4 protein-coding genes are annotated in these 2,659 nt (G+C 58.6%); 1 reads left to right on the top strand and 3 read right to left on the bottom strand.

Going from position 1 to position 2,659, the window contains the following annotated elements; genetic code table 11:
• The 3 genes from ABI213_RS20125 to ABI213_RS20115 form a co-directional block, all read right to left on the bottom strand.
• A partial coding sequence (locus ABI213_RS20125; RefSeq protein ID WP_348028418.1) for a PIN domain-containing protein occupies positions 1-578 on the bottom strand: 578 nt, incomplete at its 3' end.
• 172 nt (positions 579-750) lie between these two features.
• Positions 751-1,227: a peroxiredoxin gene (locus ABI213_RS20120; RefSeq protein WP_348028417.1), complete on the bottom strand. Its 477-nt coding sequence runs from the start codon at positions 1,225-1,227 to the stop codon at positions 751-753.
• A gap of 173 nt (positions 1,228-1,400) precedes the next feature.
• On the bottom strand, positions 1,401-1,778 hold the full coding sequence (locus ABI213_RS20115) for an Mth938-like domain-containing protein (RefSeq protein WP_348028416.1): 378 nt from the start codon (positions 1,776-1,778) through the stop codon (positions 1,401-1,403).
• A gap of 91 nt (positions 1,779-1,869) precedes the next feature.
• On the opposite strand from ABI213_RS20115, the gene ABI213_RS20110 reads away from it, so the two are divergent.
• Positions 1,870-2,659 (top strand): aminotransferase class I/II-fold pyridoxal phosphate-dependent enzyme (locus tag ABI213_RS20110; RefSeq protein ID WP_348028415.1); only part of this gene is annotated, 790 nt, incomplete at its 3' end.

The raw sequence follows: 2,659 nt of genomic DNA, 5'->3' as shown, positions 1-2,659 counted from the left end.
AACAGCTTGCCGCCGGCTTCCAGGTGGCCAGTGGTGTCTAACTTCAGGCCCACGGCCATGTCAGCTTCCTTGGCACCGGCCAGCGCGTCCAGCGAGCGGCTGGTCTGGCGGGCATTACGTGCCACCTCGGTCATGCCCTTTTTGTTGCTGTCGAGCTCTTCGAGCACGATCATCGGCAGGAAGATGTCGTGCTCTTCAAACCGGTACAGACACATCGGGTCGTGCATCAGCACATTGGTGTCCAGCACAAACAGCTTGGCCGGCCCGGTGTTTTTGGGTGCTTTGCGTTTAGGGGCAGGCTCTTGCAGCAGCGCGGCATTGCGGTTGCGGGCCGGAGCTTCGCTGGGTTTGTCGAAGCTGGGGGTGTTTTTGGGGGCTTCGGGCGCGGGCTTTTCGCGTTTGAGCTCGGCCACCGGCTCCACGCTGCGGGCTTGCGGTTTTTCTTGCAGAGCCGATGCGTTGGCTGCGGCTTTAGGTGCCCGGCTAGTCCCCGTTTTTTTAACGGGCTTGGCGACCACGTCATAGGCTTCACGGGCCAAAGTGGCGGCGCGCTTGGTGGGGGCGGGAGGCAATGGCATAGGTCGTGGGACTCGCTCGTTAAATTAAAGGCAATCAAAAAGCGCAAAAGCCGCCAGGCAGGCCGGGCGGCTTTTGAGAGGGAGCGTAGTTAAATTTACCAGCAACATGGATTCATTATGCATGAGCCCTGTTGCGATAAGACGCGAATACCCGCACGGGTTGCGGGATAGGTTAAACCGCTTTTTTCAGGTCTTTGACGGCTTGCAGCACGTCGTCCACATGGCCGGGGACTTTCAGACCGCGCCATTCGTTCTTCAGGATGCCATCGGCGCCGATGAGGAAGGTACTGCGCTCGATGCCCTTGACCTTTTTGCCGTACATGATCTTGTTCTTGACCACGCCAAACATGTGGCACATCTTTTCTTCGGTGTCGGCGATGAGTTCAAACGGCAGCTCAAGCTTGGTTTTGAATTCATCGTGCGACTTCATGTTGTCGCGCGACACGCCGAACACGGTGGCACCGGCTTTGACGAATTCCTTGTGCTTGTCGCGGAACTGCATGGCTTCGGTGGTGCAGCCGGGGGTGTTGTCCTTCGGGTAAAAATACAAAACCACTACTTTGCCGAGGTGGGTGGTGTTGGAAACCTTGACGCCACCGGTGGCGTTGGCTTCAAATTCAGAGATAAGTTTATTGACAACGATCGCCATAGTGCTTGGGGTCTCTTGTGACTGGGTGTGGTCGTCGAAAGTTTGAAGTGGCTGGTGCGAAAGGCCGGAGAAACGGTGCTAGCATGCTTGTGATACCACTGTGGCTTGACCGCTGGCTGCTTCAAACTGCAACCCTCGATTTTACTCGGAAACCGGGCGGTTGATCGACGGGCTCAGGCAGCGGGCTCCAGCAGCAAGGCTGCCACCACATGGCGACCCTCCTGGGCCAGGATGTTGTAAGTACGGCAGGCGGCCTGGGTGTCCATGGTCTCGATGCCGATGCGCTGCGCCATCAGCGGTTTAAGCCACACAGGCTGTGGAAAACGTATGCGGCTGCCGCTGCCAAAAATCACCAGTTCCGGGGCCATCGCGGCGAGCTGGGCAAAGTGCTCGGGGGTTAAATCTTCAAAACGGCTGCAATTCCACTCCAGCCGCTCGCCGCGCGAGCCCACCACCACGCTCTGAACTACTTTGTCGGTGTTGATGCCGACCCAGCCCGGCCCGTAGCCGGTGATGGATTGCACGTCGAATTTATCGGGTTGGAGCTTCATGGATCGGCTTTGCAAATGTGGTCCAATTATAGGTTTCCATTCTTGAGACAGCCTGCTGTTGCGGCTTAAGCCACTGCCTGCCAGGGACACTATGAAGACCATCCAAAAATCCACCAAGCTGGCCAGTGTGTGCTACGACATCCGCGGTCCCATCATGGACGCAGCGCGCCAGATGGAGGAAGAGGGGCAGAAAATCATCAAGCTCAACATCGGCAACCTGGCGGTGTTTGGCTTTGACTCGCCCGAAGAAATCCAGCAGGACATGATCCGCAACCTGCCCAACTCGGCCGGGTACTCGGACAGCAAAGGCATTTTTGGCGCGCGCAAAGCGGTCATGCATTACACCCAGCAACAGGGTGTAAAAGCCGTTACGTTGGATGACATCTACTTAGGTAACGGGGCCAGCGAGCTGATAGTGATGGCCACCAATGCCCTTTTGAATGACGGCGACGAACTGCTGCTGCCCGCGCCCGACTACCCGCTGTGGACCGCCGCGGTCAGCCTGTCGGGCGGCACGCCGGTGCACTACATCTGCGACGAAGCCAATGGCTGGATGCCTGACTTGGACGACATCCGCGCGCGCATCACGCCGCGCACCAAGGGGATTGTGGTGATCAACCCCAACAACCCCACCGGCGCGCTGTATTCCGATGACCTGCTCAAGGGCATCGTGGCGCTGGCCCGAGAGCATGGCCTGGTGATTTTTGCCGACGAGGTCTACGACAAGGTGCTGTACGACGGTGCCAAGCACACCGCCATGGCCTCGCTCAGTGACGATGTGCTGACCCTGACCTTCAACTCGCTGAGCAAAAGCTACCGCTCCTGCGGCTACCGCGCGGGCTGGATGGTGGTGTCGGGCGACAAGAAACCGGCGCGCGACT

The sequence above is a fragment of the Rhodoferax sp. genome (genome assembly GCF_039922535.1).
GTDB lineage: Bacteria > Pseudomonadota > Gammaproteobacteria > Burkholderiales > Burkholderiaceae_C > Rhodoferax_B.
This window is presented reverse-complemented; position numbering and strand designations above follow the sequence as displayed.